The sequence below is a fragment of the Sulfurovum sp. genome (genome assembly GCF_015493435.1).
GTDB lineage: Bacteria > Campylobacterota > Campylobacteria > Campylobacterales > Sulfurovaceae > Sulfurovum.
The window spans coordinates 21,147-39,382 of the sequence record NZ_WGDD01000001.1 but is presented as its reverse complement, the minus strand read 5'-3'; the positions used below and the strand labels follow the sequence as shown (position 1 = coordinate 39,382).

The 18,236-nt window shown below is 46.4% G+C and carries 17 protein-coding genes and 1 tRNA gene; 8 read left to right on the top strand and 10 right to left on the bottom strand.

The window, feature by feature from the left end:
* Positions 1-196 precede the first annotated feature (196 nt).
* A complete protein-coding gene (locus tag F8L24_RS00195; RefSeq protein WP_294950884.1) occupies positions 197-1,390 on the top strand; it encodes a type II toxin-antitoxin system HipA family toxin in 1,194 nt (397 codons plus the stop codon).
* Positions 1,368-1,592, top strand: coding sequence for a helix-turn-helix transcriptional regulator (locus F8L24_RS00190; protein ID WP_294950883.1), 225 nt, complete (start codon positions 1,368-1,370; stop codon positions 1,590-1,592). Before F8L24_RS00195 ends, F8L24_RS00190 begins: the two co-directional genes overlap by 23 nt.
* A 286-nt stretch (positions 1,593-1,878) precedes the next feature.
* Here the strand turns inward: F8L24_RS00190 and F8L24_RS00185 are convergent.
* Together F8L24_RS00185 and F8L24_RS00180 are read right to left on the bottom strand one after the other, a co-directional pair.
* Positions 1,879-1,955, bottom strand: a tRNA-Ile gene (locus F8L24_RS00185).
* Between the two features lie 4 nt (positions 1,956-1,959).
* Positions 1,960-3,093 (bottom strand): FtsW/RodA/SpoVE family cell cycle protein, encoded by a 1,134-nt coding sequence (locus F8L24_RS00180; RefSeq protein ID WP_294950882.1) that lies wholly within the window; start codon positions 3,091-3,093, stop codon positions 1,960-1,962.
* A gap of 54 nt (positions 3,094-3,147) precedes the next feature.
* On the opposite strand from F8L24_RS00180, the gene pgeF reads away from it, so the two are divergent.
* Positions 3,148-3,912 (top strand): peptidoglycan editing factor PgeF, encoded by a 765-nt coding sequence (gene pgeF, locus F8L24_RS00175; protein WP_294950881.1) that lies wholly within the window; start codon positions 3,148-3,150, stop codon positions 3,910-3,912.
* Here the strand turns inward: pgeF and F8L24_RS00170 are convergent, their stop codons facing one another.
* From F8L24_RS00170 to F8L24_RS00155, 4 genes are all read right to left on the bottom strand, one after another.
* Complete coding sequence (locus F8L24_RS00170; RefSeq protein ID WP_294950880.1) at positions 3,913-5,112, bottom strand: FAD-dependent oxidoreductase; 1,200 nt, start codon at positions 5,110-5,112, stop codon at positions 3,913-3,915.
* Between the two features lie 75 nt (positions 5,113-5,187).
* Positions 5,188-5,895 carry a DUF2461 domain-containing protein gene (locus tag F8L24_RS00165; protein WP_294950879.1) on the bottom strand — a complete coding sequence of 236 codons (708 nt, stop codon included), beginning with the start codon at positions 5,893-5,895 and terminating at the stop codon, positions 5,188-5,190.
* Complete coding sequence (locus F8L24_RS00160; RefSeq protein ID WP_294950878.1) at positions 5,892-7,130, bottom strand: saccharopine dehydrogenase family protein; 1,239 nt, start codon at positions 7,128-7,130, stop codon at positions 5,892-5,894. Before F8L24_RS00160 ends, F8L24_RS00165 begins: the two co-directional genes overlap by 4 nt.
* Positions 7,131-7,162: 32 nt before the next feature.
* Positions 7,163-8,077, bottom strand: a complete 915-nt coding sequence (locus F8L24_RS00155) for an AEC family transporter (RefSeq protein ID WP_294950877.1) — start codon at positions 8,075-8,077, stop codon at positions 7,163-7,165.
* Between the two features lie 100 nt (positions 8,078-8,177).
* On the opposite strand from F8L24_RS00155, the gene F8L24_RS00150 reads away from it, so the two are divergent.
* Positions 8,178-8,741: a VTT domain-containing protein gene (locus F8L24_RS00150; RefSeq protein WP_294950876.1), complete on the top strand. Its 564-nt coding sequence runs from the start codon at positions 8,178-8,180 to the stop codon at positions 8,739-8,741.
* A gap of 9 nt (positions 8,742-8,750) precedes the next feature.
* On the opposite strand, the gene F8L24_RS00145 is transcribed toward F8L24_RS00150, so the two are convergent.
* The 4 genes from F8L24_RS00145 to speA form a co-directional block, all read right to left on the bottom strand.
* A complete protein-coding gene (locus F8L24_RS00145) occupies positions 8,751-10,829 on the bottom strand; it encodes a patatin-like phospholipase family protein (RefSeq protein ID WP_294950875.1) in 2,079 nt (692 codons plus the stop codon).
* Between the two features lie 69 nt (positions 10,830-10,898).
* Positions 10,899-12,065, bottom strand: a complete 1,167-nt coding sequence (locus F8L24_RS00140) for a pyridoxal phosphate-dependent aminotransferase (RefSeq protein WP_294950874.1) — start codon at positions 12,063-12,065, stop codon at positions 10,899-10,901.
* Positions 12,066-12,127: 62 nt separating this feature from the next.
* A complete protein-coding gene (gene cysE / locus F8L24_RS00135) occupies positions 12,128-12,829 on the bottom strand; it encodes a serine O-acetyltransferase (RefSeq protein ID WP_294950873.1) in 702 nt (233 codons plus the stop codon).
* Positions 12,830-12,838: 9 nt separating this feature from the next.
* Positions 12,839-14,704, bottom strand: coding sequence for a biosynthetic arginine decarboxylase (speA, locus tag F8L24_RS00130; RefSeq protein WP_294950872.1), 1,866 nt, complete (start codon positions 14,702-14,704; stop codon positions 12,839-12,841).
* Between the two features lie 146 nt (positions 14,705-14,850).
* Here speA and F8L24_RS00125 point away from each other — a divergent pair, with 146 nt between their 5' ends.
* Genes F8L24_RS00125 through F8L24_RS00110 form a run of 4 tightly spaced genes read left to right on the top strand, consistent with a single transcriptional unit; the run spans position 14,851 to position 18,206 of the window.
* Positions 14,851-15,939 carry an ABC transporter permease gene (locus F8L24_RS00125; RefSeq protein WP_294950871.1) on the top strand — a complete coding sequence of 363 codons (1,089 nt, stop codon included), beginning with the start codon at positions 14,851-14,853 and terminating at the stop codon, positions 15,937-15,939.
* Entirely contained in the window at positions 15,939-16,727 is a 789-nt protein-coding gene (locus F8L24_RS00120; protein WP_294950870.1) for an ATP-binding cassette domain-containing protein, read from the top strand. The genes F8L24_RS00125 and F8L24_RS00120 overlap by 1 nt, the downstream gene beginning before the upstream one ends.
* Positions 16,720-17,631, top strand: a complete 912-nt coding sequence (locus F8L24_RS00115) for an MlaD family protein (RefSeq protein ID WP_294950869.1) — start codon at positions 16,720-16,722, stop codon at positions 17,629-17,631. The genes F8L24_RS00120 and F8L24_RS00115 overlap by 8 nt, the downstream gene beginning before the upstream one ends.
* Positions 17,628-18,206: an ABC-type transport auxiliary lipoprotein family protein gene (locus tag F8L24_RS00110; RefSeq protein ID WP_294950868.1), complete on the top strand. Its 579-nt coding sequence runs from the start codon at positions 17,628-17,630 to the stop codon at positions 18,204-18,206. Before F8L24_RS00115 ends, F8L24_RS00110 begins: the two co-directional genes overlap by 4 nt.
* The last annotated feature ends 30 nt before the right edge of the window (positions 18,207-18,236 follow it).

Genomic DNA, 18,236 nt, shown 5'->3' with positions numbered 1-18,236 from the left:
AAATTCGTTCATTGCAATATCATATTTTTCCTGATCTCTATGTATTGTTGTATACATATGGTAATCCTTTTTAGCGGTAATATTATAGCATAAGGGTTAAGAGTATTGGGAATTTATGGATTTAATGTATAAATCAATTGACACTATAGTGTATAAATGCTATTATTGTAAACTAATTTATACATAAGAGGTATTGATGGTAAAGATTTATCTAAAAGATACAGAGATCGCAAAATTTATCCAGGATAAACATAACTATCTTATAGAGTATCAAAACATAGAGATACAAAACTCCATCGCTCTCTCTTTGCCCAACACTAAAAAGTTCTATACCTATGAGTACAGGTTTCCACCTTTTTTTGAGACTTTTTTACCTGAAGGGTATCTGTATGAGATATTTAAAAATCTGCTTACCAAGGAGTATGGATATATAGATGACTATCTCATCTTTTCAAGATTGGCACCCAATATTCAAAGCAGGATCACTTTCAAAAGTGACTTTTCTAAGCTCGACTTCGATTTTCTAAACATAGAAAATATTGTGGAGAATGATTCTGCCGACACCTTCAAAAAACTGCTTGAGATATTTCTAAATAAAAATGCCATCTCCGGGGTACAACCCAAAACCGTAGCACTTTTGAAAGAGAAAGAGACACTTCGAATAAAAGAGTATATCATCAAAACATGGGGAGAGGAGTACCCCTGTTTAGCTGAAAACGAGTACTTTTGCCTCAAAGCGTGTGAGATGGCAGGGATAGAGATACCCCATATTAAGCTGTCTAAAAACAAAAAGTTTCTCATAGTGGAAAACTTCATCTTCCAGGGGGATCAAACCCTGGGCTTTGAAGAAATACTCTCTTTACAAGATAAAAATCGAAACCGGAAGTATAATGGGAGTTATGAACAGGTAGCCAAGAGCATTTACCGGTTCGCAACACACAAAAAAGACTCTTTGAGGGCTTACTATAAAATCGTTGTAATGAACTATCTGCTTAAAAACGGAGATGCACATTTGAAGAACTTCGGATTGCTTTTCAACGATGATTTTAGCCGCATCTGGCTTAGCCCTGCCTACGATGTGGTCAATACCACAAGCTATATCTATCAAGACAAACCTGCACTTATGATGCAGGGCAAGAAAGTATGGTTTGGCAAGGAGGCTTTGGTGGCGTTTGGTATGAAACATTGCCTGCTTACACAAAAAGAGGCGGATCGTTTCTATAGCGAGTGTGAAAATGCACTAAAACAAACAATCACTGAGATAGAAAGCTACATGGCAAAAAACCGACATTTTGAGACCATCGGCAGACGAATGATAGAGAGTTTTATGATCTCTTTGAAAAACCAGACGATAAAGGAGTTGCCTCTTGAACTTACTCGAACTTGGTAGTACTGTCAAAACACTCAGAAAAGAGCGGGGGCTTACACAGGAGACCTTAGCTCAACAAGCAGACATTTCACGCGCAACGCTTTCCAAGCTCGAAAATGGACATATCGCCCAGGTCTCCATAGTCACACTCAATGACATACTCAACCATCTTGGCTATGAGCTTGATGTGAAGCCTTTAAATCCGTTTGAGTCCGATAAATAGCAGATATTCTGCCGAATCCTGCCGTGATATTTGGCAAAAAGATGGAACGCTACAGCATTTGGTTCTTGCAGGTAGGCAAATACAGATTTGGGTTTTGCCTGATACCGCTATAAACGCACAAGACTTGATATATGACAGGAGAGAGACTTACTATGCCAAAACACCGCACTCTCTACTCAAAGAGATAAGTTATATCCATGATACCAACAGGGTGCCAAAGTAAAAAAATTAAATGCTGTAAAAGCTCTGAAACGGTGTAATTTAGGGGATTGTTAAGAGTTATAGGTGGTGGGTCCTCAGGGACTCGAACCCTGGACCACTCGGTTATGAGCCGAGTGCTCTAACCAGCTGAGCTAAAGACCCGTCTTTAAGTAAGTTTACTTTTTGTCTGCATGGTTATTTTTGCGTCCGAAGTATAGCGATTGTAGTCTTTGAAGGCAATTAAATTTTGTAAAATTCCAAAAATTACCGCAAAAATAATGAAAGAGGTACCGCCATGGCTGAACATGGGCAGAGGGAGCCCTACAACCGGGGCGAGTCCGATGATCATGAAGATGTTGACACCCATGTAGACGAAGAAGAGGAAGGCCAGTCCGGCTGAAAATGTTTTGATGAGATAATCTCCGCTGTATTTTGCAGAGAGATAGAGCAAATGGAGGATGAGCAGAATGTACAGTGCAATGACGGTGACCATGCCCTTGAGGCCGAAACGTTCTCCGAGATAGGCGAAGATGAAGTCCGTTGAAGAGACAGGCAGGAATTTCAGCTGCGTCTGTGTCGACTCCTCTTTGCTTTGGCCGTTGATGCCTCCCGAACCGATGGCAATGAGTGCCTGCCTTACCTGGTAGCTCGGTTTGTTGATCATGTCGTGGATACGCTTTTTCTGGTAAGGTTTGAGACCATGTTCGTAGACAAGGGGTGCACCGGCACCGGCAAGAATGAAGATGGTGACCCAGATCTTCCAGTCGATCCCGATGATGAAGAGAATGCCGTAACCGGTAATGAGCAGTACCAGAGCCGTACCGAGGTCGGGTTCTTTGGCAATGATGACGAAAGGAATAATGATGACCAGTGAGAGTACAAAAAACCCGATAATCCCGTAGCCATTTCGCGGAGGCGGTTTTTTTGAAATGAGATAGGCAAGGAGCATAATGACGTTGACCTTGATGAACTCTGAAGGCTGGATGGTGATGCCGATGCCGGGGATCTCGATCCATCTTTGGGCGCCCAGAACGCTTTTCCCGACAAATTCGACAGCGATGAGCAGGGCGAGGTTTAGAAGGTAGAAGAGGGGGGCGAACCACCAGAGAATGCGCCTCCACGGGATGAGCGCGGCAACGACGAAAGCAATAGCGGCGATACCGTAGTAGAGCATTTGTTTTTGGAAAAGATGTTTGTTGATCTCGTAAATGAGGTAGGATGAAATATAAAAAATCGGTATAAGTTGCAGTATGAGCAGATAGGAGAAATGTTTAAAGATCCGTTTGTCGTATTCGAGCATGCGCAACCCTGCTGTTTTTTAGGGTATTATATCGAAAAGGATATAAGGATTGCTATGGCTTCTTTTTACCGTTTTAAAAATCTTTCCGAAGAGACTGGATGTCTGCATGCAGTCACGCAGAAAGACCCCATGGAACCGTATGCATTCAGTCTAGCACTCCATACGGGGGAAGCGGCTCGGGAGATCGTGGCGAACCGGAAAAAGGTCATTTCTGAACTGGGTTTGGCGAAGGAGATGCATTTTGTCGTTGCCGAGCAGACACACAGCGACCATATAGCGGTCATAGGAGACAAAGAGACAAAAGGCTGGGAAGGGATCGAAGATGCAGTGGCAGACTGTGATGCCCTGATCACGGATGTACCGGGGGTAATGCTGACGATCTTGACGGCGGACTGTGTACCCGTTCTTCTGTATGAACCTGAAAAAAAGGTGGCAGCGGCAGTCCATGCAGGCTGGAAAGGGACGTACACAGAAATTGCTGCCAAAACAGTCAGGATGATGGCGGACAGGTTCGGGTGTGATCCCCGGATGATAAGGGCAGGTATTGGCCCGGCCATAGGAAAATGCTGCTATGAAGTGGGAGAAGACGTGGCCAGACATTTTTTTGAAATACCTGAAGCCTGCCTTGATGGAAAGCAGGGGAAATACAGGCTCGACCTTCCATATATTAACAAATATCAACTTCTTGAAAGCGGTCTTTTGCCGTCCAATATCGAAATGAGCCATCTCTGTACCGCTTGTGAAACGGCGTCCTTTTTCTCTTACCGAAAAGAGCAGGGATGCAGCGGACGGTTCATGAGTATGATAGGGCTGTGCTGATCAGATACGGCAGTTTTCGATCTTTTTGAAGCCCCTGTATGCCAGCCACCAGAGCGGCCATTTATACATCTTTTCGATCAACTTTTTTGTCAGGTAGGCCGGGTAGCCTGAAAAGCGTATGAATTTTATATCGACCGCGGCATATTTTCCGCCGAGGGCAATAGCGATGCCTTCAATACGGAGATCGGCTTTTTTCAATGCCTTTGCATCGAGTGTATTGATAATGTTTTCTGCGGCCAGTGTACCGCTTCCCATGGCTGTCATTGCCGTAGGCGGAAGGATATTACCCTGTCTGTCTTTCAGTTCGGCTGCATCGCCTATGACATAGAGATTGCTGTAGGCAGGACAGCGCATAGAATCATCAACAAGGATCTGTCCTTTGCGGTTCTTGTCCGCTTCAAAATCCTTTAGGGCCGGATTGGCGGTTGTACCGCCTGCAAAGATCATGAAATCGAAAGGAATTTTCTCTCCGTTCGTCATAACAGCCTCATGGTCTTCAATGGCAGCGATCCGGCAGTGGGTATGTATCTTGACCCGGAGCGATTTAAGTCTTTTTGTCGTGATCTTGATGATCTTGGGATGCATGCCGTGCAGGACGCTTTCCCTGCTGGCGATGAGGTGGATATTGAGTGTTTCGCAGGAGAGTGTGTTGCTTCTGTAGTAGCGGTTGAAAAAATGCTGCATACTTGCTGCGATCTCGACACCGGAAAGGCCGGCACCTCCGATAACGATGTTGAAGTTCTCTTTGGCATGCCTGTCCGATTCAAGCCGTTTGTAAAGCTCATCCTGAAAAAACCGGTTCAGTTTCAAGGCGCCTCTGAGGCTTTTGGCCCCTGAAGAGTAATGGTACACCTGTGTGTCGCATTCAAAACGTTTGGTGACACATCCCATGGCGATAATAAGGGTATCGTAGCTCTCTTCCCCTTCTTCGAGGAAAATACGCTTCTGTTTCGGATCGATCTCTCTGACCGTACTGTGTCTGAAGGTGACATTGGGATAATTGGCACACAGCGAAGAGAGGTTCACAATGGTATTGGAAAAGTAGGTATCGCCGGCAATGAGCTCATACCCTTCTGTCTGCAGATAATGGCAGGGATGCCGGTCAATAAGTGTAATGAGGATATTGGGATCGCTCTGCAGTTTTCTGAGTGCAGAAATGCCGCCGTAACTTCCGCCGAGTATTACCACATGATGTTTCATGAAAAGCCTTTTTGCTTGATAGGTTATTGTAGTCTAACTGTGTGCAAAAAATGTGTATAGACGGAGAATCCCGGCTTATTTGAATGTATCGGCATCGGTATCACAGTGCAGTGTCAGTTCATAAAGCCATTGCTGCAGGGGAAGCATGTCTTCATAAATCTTGAAATTCCGGTCAATGATCGCTTCGGAATGGAAGATTTCATCGGGCGGGAAAGTGGTGTAGCCATAAAGAGCTCCCATGCGATAGAGATAACTGTGTGCCTCTTTGCTGTCGCATTCCCTTGGCATACGTTTGTACTTTGGTTCGGGAAGGGTGTAGCCTTTGGCCTTTAAGTTCTGAAGAATGCCGTGAAGCTCATTGCGCCGTTCATCGTTTTGGATGTATGCTCTGTAGGCGGCCAGCAGGGTGGGTTTGAAGTTGCGTATGCCTGTGGCTACGAAGATTTCAAAGGGATCGTAGTGCATGTAGAAACTGCTGCTCTGCATACGGTGTCCCGCCCCCTGCCAGAAGATGATACCGATGCGTGTTTTGATGGGGTCATTCAGGTGAAAACGTGCGTCACGGTAAATGCGGAAGAGGGATTTGTTGGTTTTCGGTTCGGCATGGATGGTCGGTACCAGGATCTGCAGGTGCTCTCCCATCTCTTCGACATAGGCTTTGTTTGGAGCCACAATACAGCGTTCATATTCGTCTCTGTGTGCATCAAGCCACTCTTTGGAATTATGGGTAATGATCTTGCTTAAAAACTGAAGTCCCTCTTGGGGGAAACCGTTGAAGGTCATGATATATCCACTCTGAGGTCTTCATTGGCTCCCAGTTCCATGACTTTCCAGGGCAGTCCCTGTCTGTTGAGCTCTTCCATGAAGGGGTCAGGGTCGAACTGTTCCATGTTGAAGACCCCTTTGCCCTCCCAGATGCCTTCAAGCATCAGTTTGGCACCGATCATGGCAGGTACGCCGGTCGTGTAGCTGACTGCCTGGGCGAGCACCTCTTCGTAGCATTTTTCATGGTCACTGACCTGGTAAATGTATACGGTTTTCTCTTTGCCGTCTTTGATGCCTTTGGCAAAAATGCCGATGTTGGTCTTGCCTTTGGTACGGGGTCCCAGACTTGCAGGGTCGGGAAGGAGGGTTTTGAGAAATTCAATGGGGATGATCTTCTGGCCTTTGTGTTCTACAGGTTCAATACCGAGCATGCCGACATTTTCAAGGCAGCGCATGTGCGTCAGGTAGCTTTCACCGAAGGTCATAAAGAAGCGGATACGTTTGAGCCCCTTGATGTGTTTGACCAGACTTTCCATCTCTTCGTGGTAGAGCAGATAGGAGTCTTTGGGACCGATTTCCGGATAGTCCCAGACCTGTTTGATCTCCATCGGTTCGGTTTCGATCCATTCCCCCTCTCCCTTCTCGTTTTTTTGCCAGTAGCGGCCCTTGGCAGAGACTTCACGCAGGTTGATCTCCGGGTTGAAATTGGTGGCAAAGGGGTAGCCGTGGTTCCCTGCATTGCAGTCAAGAATGTCTATGGTATGGATCTCGTCAAAATAGTGTTTCTGGGCATAGGCACAGAAGACATTGGTCACACCCGGGTCAAAGCCGCTGCCCAGCAGTGCCATGATATTGCTTTTGCGGTATTCTTCGTCTCTGGCCCACTGTTCCCTGTACTCAAAGCTGGCAGTGTCCGGATGTTCGTAGTTGGCTGTGTCAAGGTAGTCGACAAGACATTCCTCGCAGGCATCCATGATGGTCAGGTCCTGGTAGGGGAGTGCTACATTAATGACGATATTCGCTCCGGTACGGTTGATGAGCTCGATGAGTTCGGGCACCGAATCTGCATCGACTTGAGCCGTTTTGATCTCCACACCGGTTTTGGCTTTGACATTTGCCGCGATGGCATCGCACTTGCTGAGCGTCCTGCTTGCCAGCGTGATTTCTCCGAAGGTGCCGTCATTCATGGCGCATTTGAAGGCAACGACATTGCCGACACCGCCGGCACCGATGATAAGGGTTTTTTTGGACATGGGAACTCCTCAATGTAGAATGGGTTATTTTATCACAAATAGTAGTGATTTATGACATAACTGAGGAGAAAAAGCAGGGGAATAAAGAGCAGGGTGCTCAGCAGTATAAGGGACGTAACATCTTTGGGGCGGCAGTCGTAGAGCGAGGCAAGATTGATGTTGGCCACGGCAAGCGGGGTCATCATTTCCATGAAAATGACACCCTGGACAAAAAGCGGCAGGCCGGTCATAGAGAGAATGAGTGCCGTAGCAAGGGGAACAATGATGAATTTCTGGCTCATGGTCCCTATGAACAGTTTGGGATGCAGTTCTCTGATGCGGATCCCCTGGAGGAAGGTACCGAGCAGGAAGAGTTGCAGTACAATGCCTGCATAGGCGCCCATTTTAAAGAATTCTTCTATTTCGGGAGTAAACCGGATATTGTTTATATTCATTAATATTGCAATGAGGGAAGCAGGTATGATAGGAATTTTTACAATATTGAAAAGCGACTGTCTGATGCCAAAAGAGCCGCGCGAGTAGATATAGACGCCCAGCCCATACACGACGAATACATTGGCAATATTGATGAGTGTGGTAAAAATGACACTCTGCTCTCCGAAAAGTGCTATGCCGAGAGGAATACCGATGTTGCCTGTATTACCCACAAATCCGGCGATAGAGAAGATGGCCCGTTTTTTAATATCTGAAAATATCAATCTGCCTATCAGGATAGTCGGAAGCAGCAGCGCTAGGATGATCGCCAGATAGATCAGGGGAACAAAGAAATGTTCCTCATGCAGCCTGGCGGTACTGAAACCCCAGACCGTTACAAAGGGCTGAAGAAAGTAGACTGACATCAATGTCAGGGTTTTGGTATTCATGTCGTCTTTGAAGATGCGTTTGGCAAGGTAGCCGAGCAGGATGAAGACATACACAAAAATGATGGAAAACAGTGTGCTGATCATGGTTGGGATTATAGCCAATGAATTAAAAATTAACCATTAAAGATGTGCTTGGTTAATGATATTTGGATATCATTGCCTAATTTTAAATTTTGGAATATATATGGATTTTTCTTCTCTGGAGACCTGGGGTTATCTTGCGGTCGCATTTTTCTCTTTCGGCGGTTCTCTCTTCATTGTGGCAGCGGCAGGGGTTTTCTCCTATCTGGGACATATGGACCTGACCACGGCACTGATCGTGGCAATGGTCGCCAATTTTATGGGTGACAACTTTCTCTTCTACCTTGGGAAATACCATAAAAAAGATATCCGTCCCTACTATGCCAAACACAAGCGCAAAATAGCACTTGCCACGCTCATTATGCGCAAATACGGCGTATGGGCGATTTTCATTCAGAAGTTCCTGTATGGCGTGAAAACACTGGTACCCATTTCCATGGCCCTGTCAAAATATGACTTTAAAAAGTTTATATTCTTTAATATATTTGCAACGATCATTTTTATACTCACTATCGGGCTCAGTGCCTATTATGCCAGTGCAAAGATCATTTTGCTGTTCACTTTTGTGCAGCACCATGCCTGGATCGCCCCTTTGGCAGCGGTAAGTGTCATAGGGCTTATCTGGTACGGGATGCACGCTATGACCAGGAAAAAAGATACAAAATAAGATCAGGGATTAACGGCTCAGCCAGTAGAGAAGACTGGGAATATTTTCAATACCGAAATAAAGATAGTCATTGGTATAAAGATCGCCTCCCCGGTGGACATAGGTGAGACGGAAGATATCGAGCAGATCGACGTACGTGTTGTAGCCGTAGGCACTTTCTTTTTTGTAGAATTTCCCCTTTGTATCTCCGAACAGACTGGCACCGGCACCGAATTTGAGGACATTACTGTATTCGCTGTAGGCGCCAAGATCAAAACGTACAAAATCGGGGGTATGGCTTCCCAGAACATAGGACGCTTTGCCTTCAAAACCGCTGATCAGCGGTTTGTTCAAATGGTAAAGTGCCGTATAGCCCATGCTCATACCGCCGTTCTTCATGTCGGTAGAGATTCCTCCTGGCAGCAGTCTCAGAGCGGTTCTTAACGTGCCGTTCTGTCCATCGTCAGGGGCATTCAGCGGCAAAAATTCAAAGCCTTCTTTGTCTTTGATGAAAGTGCTTCCCGCCCAGGCACTGACACTGGCGAGTGTGGCAAAAGAACGGTAGTCAGGGTAGACTTTCGCCCTGTCGTTCTCCAGGGTCGTGATACGGTTGACCACAAAGCGGAGCGGTTTCTTGTACCAGTTGTCAATATCTTTTTTGGCATAACGCAGAAACGATCTTTTCGGGGTAGGAAGATAGTGCATATCGAGTTTGGAAAGAAACGTTTTAAACGCTTCAAACCCATAGCGTTTTCTGTCGATACATTGCAGGTTGAAGGCATTGTAGATCGCAGTGTAGCGATTGTCTGTTTTGGGCCGGATATGGTGAAACTCAGTGTCCATAAAGAGTTTGAATGCCTCTTTTGCATCTGGGTTTTTGTCGATGCCGATCTTTTTTTGAAGTATCTGCATCAATGCTTCCTGCGAATAGCCGCTGAAATGTTTTTCTGTTCTGAGCTTTTTGGCAAGATGGTACACGGCATCATAAACGCCTACCTGATAATCGTATTGTCTGAAATTTTTGTCGAGAAAGGCAGCAAAGTGTTCAAGATAGTTACCGGTCAGAGGATGATAGCGTGAAGAGAGTATGAGTGAATTGTCCGTATGGCCTCTGAAATATTTGTTGATCGCCTCATAGAGTTTCATGGACTGAAAGATTTCCAGAGTGTTGAGCAGGGGTAGCGTATTGCTGCTGAAAAAACCTATGGGAGCCTGTTCCGTCTCCTCTTCTTTTTGTTTGGGTTCTTTGCGCATATTGGAAGGGTCCATAAAGAGAAAGAAGTGAGACCGTCGGTCCAGTTCGATGGCGAGTTGAAGCGGAACATTGTCATAAGCACCGCCGTCTATGAAATAATTTTTATACGGTTTTCCTTTGTACACATAGTCAAGTTTGACCTGCTGGAAGACACCGGGAAAAGCGGATGAGGCAAAAAGCACATTGATTATTTTGGAAGCATTATGTTCGATGCCGGGAATGGAAAGGTAAAAATCTGTACTGGGAGGCATCTTTCTGTTGCTGATACGCATATGCCCCTGATACTCCTCCATCGTGAAAGGAATGGAAAAATGCTGGTTTTTGATCTGTATTCCGGCAATGTCTTCCACAATGGGGGTTGCTTTGGTGACAGAGACGCCAAGAGCGACTTCACACCCTTTTTTGTAAATATCTTTTTGAAGATGCGCTATGATCTTTTGCGCTTTTTTACGCAAAACCCTGCGGCTGAAGAGTGAACTTTGGTTATGGGGGTCTTCACCCTTAATCATAAGATCTTCAATACCGAGATCGACCCAGGTATCGTAAAAAAGGTTGTCTTCCACACTGTTCTTTAACGGCACATCTTCTTTTTGACACCAGTAGAGTGTCGTGAGCAGAGCATTGATGCTGCCGGCAGAAGCACCGGCGACCGCACGCAGCTCCGGCTTAATGTAAACGGCATGCTGACGCAGGTTCTTCATCATTTTTATCATAGCCCAGTTGTAGCCGGACTCATAGGCTCCAAGACTCACACCGCCCGAGATCACCATGGAAAAATCGATTGTTCTGGGGCTTGCCCGGAGCGGGAATGCAGCAAAAGTGAAAAGAAAAAAAAGTGTATAGAAAAACTTCATGGAAAAAGCCCTTTGCCGCTGAAAAAGCGAGGATGACAGCGAAGCTGCCTCCCCTGAAGTCAAAAAGACCTATCGCTTGCTTTTGACGTATTTGTCGATCCGCCGGATACCTTCTCTGATGGTTGAAATATCGGTTGCAAAGGAAAATCTGAAATATCCTTCCGACCCGAACCCTAAGCCGGGAACTACGGCTACACCCACTTCCTGAAGCAGTTCTTTGCAGAAAGTGATAGAATCATTGCTGATATCTTTGATGTTGACAAAAAGATAAAAAGCACCTTCGGGCCTGAGAACACTCAGTCCCTCGATTTCATTCATGAGCTCTGCCGCCTCTTTGGCTCTGGCTTCAAATGCCTGTCTCATCATCTCTATCTCATCGTCGACTTCTCCGTCAAGCGCAGGAATAGCCGCCTTTTGGGTAATGGAATTGATATTGGACGTACTCTGGCTCTGCAGTTTGTTCATCACTGAGATCAATTCTTTGTTCGGTGAAGCCAGGTAGCCGAAACGCCATCCTGTCATCGCAACAGATTTGCTCAGTCCGTTAATGGTAACTGTTCTGCGGAACATATCTTCGGAGATGCTTGCCGTAGCAGTGAATTCGGCACCGTAAACGAGCTTTTCATACATTTCGTCACTTGCAATGATGATCTCTGTTCCTTTGAGGACCTCTCCTATGGATTCAAGCTCTGCCCTGGTATAGACGGAACCTGTCGGGTTGGAGGGGGTAGTGAGTATAAGCATTTTGGTTTTGGGTGTGATGGCTGCCTTCAACTGCTTGGCTGTGATCTTGAAATTGTTCATTTCGTCAGTCTCGATGATGACAGGCGTGCCCTGGGAGTATTTGACCTGTTCAGGATAAGTGACCCAGTAGGGAGCAGGAATGATCACTTCATCGCCTTCGTTGATGAGTGCCTGGCAGAGATTGAAGAGGGAGTGTTTCGCCCCGTTGCTGACAATAATGTCCGAAGGCTCGTACACAAGCCCGTTGTCTCTTTTGAGTTTGCCGGCTATCGCTTCAAGGAGTTCGGGAATACCGGGTACGGCGGTATACTGGGTAAATCCTTCGTTGATCGCTTTGATCGCTTCGTCTTTGATGCGTCTGGGGGTACCGAAGTCCGGCTCTCCCGCAGAAAAACTGAGAATGTCTTTTCCTTGTGCCTTGAGGTCCCTGGCCAAGGAGGAAATAGCAATGGTGAGTGATGATGAAAGTGTCTGTATACGGTCTGATAACATAAAAAACCCTCTGAATAAAATTTAATTATTATATCCAAAAGTGGTTTAGAAAGTGTTATCTGCTACTCCATACTGTGAATGAAGTTGTCATAGAGCTCTTCAAGCTGGTGATCTCTCTCTTTGATGTTTTTCTGTTTTGTCTTCGGCAGGGCATCTTCGAGTACTTCGATACGCTTGAGCAGATATTCGAAAATCTCTTTGTTGACATCGGGGATCTTGTTGTGGCTCAGCGGTGTTTTGTCATACCCTCTTTTCAGGACACGGGCAGGAATACCGATGGCTGTCGAGTCGGCAGGGACATCTTTGACGACAACAGAGTTGGCTCCGACTTTGGAGTTGGCTCCGATGGTGATGTTCCCCAGGATTTTGGACCCTGCCCCGATGACGACATTGTTTTCAAGCGTCGGGTGGCGTTTTCCTTTGCTGGTACTGACACCGCCGAGTGTCACCTGCTGGTAAATGATGACATCGTTGCCTATGATCGTTGTTTCACCGATGACCACACCGACCCCATGGTCAATGAAAACCCTTCTGCCCAGCACCGCAGCGGGATGAATGTCTATGGTGGTCAGAAAAAGTCCGATCGCAGAAATAAAACGCGGAAGAAAGCGCAGACCTGTCTGGTAGAGGGCATGTGCGAAACGGTAAAAAAAGAGTGCCCAGAGACCCGGGTAGTTGAAAAAGAGTTCAAAGGTTGAATGCAGGGCAGGGTCGTTCCTCTTGACATTGAGAAAGTCCTCTTTGATAAGACTGAATAGGTTCACATTATATCCTTAATTGTTTTCACTTATGGCCTGAATGGTCTTAAGATAACTGTTTTCACTTAAATAAAGATAAAGTTTTCCCAAAAGTTCCTCTTTTTCCTCTTTGGAAATGAAGAGAGATTCCTCTATCTGCTGTTTGAGTGTCTTGTCGATGAGCGCAGTATCATAGTCGAGATCATCCAGAACATCCATGAGGTTTTGTGCTTCGATCAGGCTGCCGATGCTGTATGTGCCGTCCTCTTTAAATCGGATGACACATTCGGTGGGATGTGTGAAAAGGTTGTGCTGCATACCCAGCACTTCCTGGTAGGCACCGGTAAGAAAGAAAGCAAGAAAATACTCTTCTTTGCCCACATCAATGTCATGAAGGTAGAGAGGCAGGTCACGGCTGAAAGCCATTTCTCCGTCACTGTCGCAGGTAATGTCCCAAATACTGGCCGGATTGCTTGGTTTTTCATCGAGTCTGTCCAGGGGCATGACCGGAAACTGCTGTGCCAGTCCCCAAAAGTCGGGCAGGGACTGAAAGAGGGAAAAATTGACGAGATAACGCTCCTGAATACGGTCCTGAAGGCGTTTGAGTTCGTCCGAACCTTCATTCTTCAGCAGGGAGATCGCTTTTTTGACGATCAGATTGACCAGAATTTCAGTATTGGAACGGTCTTCAAGGTCAATATAACCCAGATCGAAGAGTGTCAGCAGCGACTCCATGTGGTCAAGGGCATCATGCAGATACTCCCGTGCATTTTTCCGGCTGATGGTATGGAGAAGGTCATAAAGTTCCTGGATAAGCGGCGGATTCTCTGCTTTGAGGCGCAGCGCTTTTTGGTGGTACTCCTGCGAAAAAAGTTCCAGTACGGGAGCGATTAGTACAGAATGGGATGCCGCGATATATCGGCCGGATTCGGTAAAAATATCCGGTTCTGCAACACCTTTGCTCCTGGAGATCTCCTGCATCAGGTACACCACGTCATTGGCAAATTCCCTGAGAGAATAATTTCGTTCCATACTGCTGTCGTGCTGGGAATATTCTACTGCCAGTCCGCCGCCTATATTGATGGCACCAAGGCTGTCCGCACCCCGTTTCTTCAGTTCGGCATAAATATTGCCTGCTTCCCTGAGCGCTTTTTTCAGAGGGGCAATGTCGCCCATCTGAGAACCGATATGGAAGTGGATCATCCAGAGACGGTCAAGCAGTGCATTCTGTGTGAGCATTTCATAGGCTTCAAGCAGTTCAGTGGACGTCAGTCCGAATTTGGAACTGTAGCCGCCGCTTTTTGCCCAGGTACCCGTACCGGCACTGTGAAGACGTACGCGCATGCCTATCTTGGGTGCAACGGAGCGTTCCTGGTCAGAATTGAATTCTCTGTCCACCTGAATGATCGTTTCGAGTTCGCCGAGGCCTTCGATGGTCACGGTAATATTGTGTCCTGTTTTTGCCGCAATGAAACAGAGGGATATCATCTCTTTGTCCTTGAAGCCGTTGACCGTAATAGGAGCACCGGGAGGGGTTTTGCTTATGGCGAGGATAAGCTCGGCCTTGCTTCCTGCTTCGAGACCGTAATGATAGTCCCGGGAAACATCGATAAGAGCGTGGATAAAGTTGGGGAACTGGTTGACTTTAAGCGGAAAAACGGCATGAAAATTTCCCCGGTAACCAAATGCTTTTTTGGCTTGTGTGAACGTGTCAAAGAGGGTATGGATCTGTTTGCTGATGAGGTGGGGAAAACGCAGCAGCAGAGGGCCTTTGTAGCCTCTCTCCCGGATCTCCTGTGTGATTTGAAGCAGAGAAGGCCGGCTGCCGTAGTTGACATTGACCGTATCGTTGTTGATGAAAAAATTATCATCTGCCCAGATATCCAAACCAAACTGTTTCATGACATACCTCTGTATTGAACCCGGCTGATGCAATAGAGAGTATAGCTCTTCCGCAAAGTATCATCCCGGCTGAATTGGAAAATTACACGGATTATAGCAAAACTTAATCTAATCTTACCTATAATAGAGGGATGAAGAGGGAGTTTTTGTCTATCAAAGAAGACCAGCAGCAGGTGACGCTCGTTTCGTCAGGAGAGTGGACACTCTCTACCGTACAAAAGATCGAACCAGTGCTGCGCCGTGTTCCTCTGGATCGCAGGATCGTCTGGGATCTTTCCGGTGTGGACGAATTTGACAGTGCAGGCGTTTTGCTTTTTATCGAATATTTTGAACATTTTCAAAAGAAAACGAAAGTGGAACCCAAAGGCTACACGCAAAGCCAGAAAGAAATGTATGACCTGCTGATGGGACATACCGTCGCTTCTGTGCCGCCGCGAAAGTCAAGTTTTGTCAGGGACATAGGGAAGAGTGCGGTAGAAGGGTTGAAAGACATCAAAGATTTTGTCGCCTTTCTGGGGCAGCTCTTTTCGGCTGTTTTTCATGCCCTTATCCATCCTGGCACCATGCGTTTAAAAGAGATGACCTACCACATACACCACTCGGGATTCAATGCACTCCTGATCATTGGTCTGACCTCTTTTCTCGTGGGAATGGTCATCGCCTACCAGGGAGCGGTCGAACTGGCAAAATTCGGTGCCGATATCTATATTGTCGATACAGTGGGTATTTCCATTGTGCGGGAACTCGGCCCGATGATCACGGCTATTGTCATTGCCGGGCGGAGCGGTTCAGCCTATACGGCCGAGATCGGGGCCATGAAGATCACGGAAGAAATTTCAGCCATGCGCACGATGGGCTTTGATCCTTACAGTTTTCTGGTGCTGCCGCGGGTGTTTGCCCTGATCATCTCTCTGCCGCTGCTGATCTTTTTTTCTGATATTATGGGTATTTTCGGCGGGATGGTTGCGTCAGATATGCAGCTGAATATTACTTTTTCCCAGTTTGTGGACAGACTGCATGAAGTTGTGGAGGTCAAACATTACATTCTGGGCATGATCAAAGGGCCTGTTTTTGCTTTTGTGATCGCGGCGGTGGGCTGTTTCAGGGGCTTTCAGGTGTCGGACAATACAGAGAGTCTCGGACTGCATACCACGGCGAGTGTCGTCAACTCCATTTTTTTGGTCATTGCGTTTGATGCACTCTTCTCTGTGATCTATACGGAGCTTAACCTGTGATGCCTGACAAAGTCGTTATAGAAGCCAAAGATATTGTGACCCGTTTCGGTGAGCGTACGGTTCATGACGGTGTTTCCCTGACGATCAGAGAGAATGAGATCTATGGCATTCTCGGAGAGAGCGGGGCGGGGAAATCGGTTTTGATGAAAGAGATGATCATGCTTCAGGAACCCAACAGCGGTGACATTGTCGTGCTGGGCAAAGATCTCGGCCGCATTACTTTTCAAGAGGCACAGCAGCTGAGACAAGAGTGGGGAGTGCTTTTTCAGTTCGGTGCACTTTTCTCCTCCATGACCATTGCGGAAAATATTGAAGTGCAGCTCAAAGAATATACCGATATCAGTCAGGAAATGCGTGACCAGCTGGTACGTTCCAAGATCGGTATGGTGGGACTGGATGCCCATGTGGGCAGCCTCTACCCTTCCGAACTGAGCGGCGGAATGATTAAAAGAGCGGCACTGGCTCGGGCCCTTGCCATGGAGCCCAAGCTGCTTTTTCTCGACGAACCGACTTCCGGCCTGGACCCGGTGGGTGCACGCAATTTTGATGCACTTATTGTAGAGCTTCGCGATATGCTCGGCATTACGGTTGTTATGATCACACATGATCTGGACAGTATTTTCAACATCGTGGACAGGATGGCTGTTCTGGCAGACAAACGTGTGGTAGCAGAGGGTTCTTTGAAAAATGTGTTACAATCACAACATCCTTTTGTCGAAGCGTTTTTTAAAAATGACTACACGAAAGAGAAGTATGTGGACAAGTTGAGTAAGGTAGAAAATGTATAGTAAAGTCAATTATACGATCGTCGGTATTTTTGTATTGCTTTTTGGGGTAGGGCTTGTGGCTTTTACCTTATGGCTTGCCAAATACGGCATGCAGGACCAGTACAAAATGTATAAACTGTCTATGACCGAATCTGTATCCGGACTGTCGAAAGATTCAACGGTCAGACTGCATGGTGTGAATGTCGGGCGGGTCAGTGACATACACATCGATCCCAAAAATATAGAACGTATCGATGTTTTTCTGAAAATACGCAGTGATGTACCCATTAAAAAAGACATGGTCGCGCATACGGAAATGCTCGGTATCACCGGACTGCTTGCCATAGAGATTTCAGGCGGGACGAATGCATCGCCTCTTCTGACGGCAAAAAAAGGTCAAATCCCGGTTATTCCAACAGCCCCCTCGTGGTTTAACAAAACAAAAAAAGGGGTGGGTACAATAGCGGAGAACCTGGAGAATATTATGCAAAAAGCGGAAAAACTGATGAGTGAAAAGAATATCAGGGCTTTCAGCCGCATTCTTGACCATACCGATGCGTTCACCGCTAAAGCAGTCCATACACTGGATGACTTCAACCGTACTATCGATGTCTATAAAAAAGCAGTGGTGAAACTCAACCAGGATGTGCATACGGTCAGTTCTGATTTTACACGCATTACAGACAATACCGTTCCCGTACTCAAATCATTGCAGAAAGCCACCGTCAATTTCAACCGTTTGACCCTGAAGGCGGAAAAGAGTCTCAACCGCGGTGACTACAATATCAAAGAAACGTTTCAGCCGATGCTGGTTGATATCGGTATTTTAACAGAACAGCTGACCGATCTGACAAGAGAACTGCAGAACAATCCGAGCAGCCTGCTGTTCAATTCGAGAAAAAGAAGAAGGGGGCCGGGAGAATGAGATATATTATGCTTGTGTTGAGTTTTTTTCTGCTGAGCGGATGCAGCTTTAAAGAAGCACCGGTGATGAAGGTATACAGTTTGCTGATTCCTCATGTATCACCTGTTTCGGGGGGAGAGTACAGAAACAAAATACTGAAAGTCTCCTATCCTGTCGGACTGGGGGAAAAGTTGACGGACGGGATGCTTTATTCCTATTCACTGTCTGACAGTGGCGAATACCTGAATTCACGCTGGTCTAACAACATAGGCAGACTGCTGCAGGGCAGTATGATACAGATACTTTCGCAAAGCAGGCTTTTTAAAGTGGTGGTACCGTACACTTCAAATATAGAAGAGAACCTTCGGCTTGAGAGTACCATTTTTGATTTTTCGCATCATGTAAGAGGCAAGGCTTCCTATGCGGTAGTTTCCATACAGTTCACGCTGACAAATGCAGAGACAGGGAAACTCCTGAAGGTAAAAAGATTCAGTTACAGAGAAAATACTCCCACAATCGATGCAAAAGGCTATGCAGAAGCGACGAACCGGATCATGGTCAAGCTGAGCCGCGATCTTGTCCGGTGGCTCAAGTAAGATTAAATTAAACGGATTATAATGCTGCTT